The sequence below is a fragment of the Empedobacter sp. UBA1574 genome (assembly GCF_002322895.1).
In the GTDB taxonomy this organism is placed as follows: Bacteria; Bacteroidota; Bacteroidia; order Flavobacteriales; family Weeksellaceae; genus Empedobacter; species Empedobacter falsenii_B.
The window spans coordinates 1-218 of record NZ_DCOI01000009.1 but is presented as its reverse complement, the minus strand read 5'-3'; the positions used below and the strand labels follow the sequence as shown (position 1 = coordinate 218).

Genomic DNA, 218 nt, shown 5'->3' with positions numbered 1-218 from the left:
CATAGTTGAGAAAATAAAGTTTCAATTCTTTTTCGATACTTTTTGAATGGATAAAACTGAGGTTTGTAATCTTTTTGATTGGATCTTTTCGATGTTTCTAATCGTATATTAGCTTCATTAAATAAGTCAATTTGAATTGTTTGTGACAAATAACCTTTATCCCCAAGTAGCACACAATCTTACAGTTGAGATTTTATATCTTTCAAAAAATGAATGTC

At 27.5% G+C, this 218-nt stretch carries 1 pseudogene; it reads right to left on the bottom strand.

The features are described from left to right. Nucleotides 1-218 (bottom strand): annotated as a pseudogene (locus tag B3578_RS01970) (transposase); the annotation flags it as partial.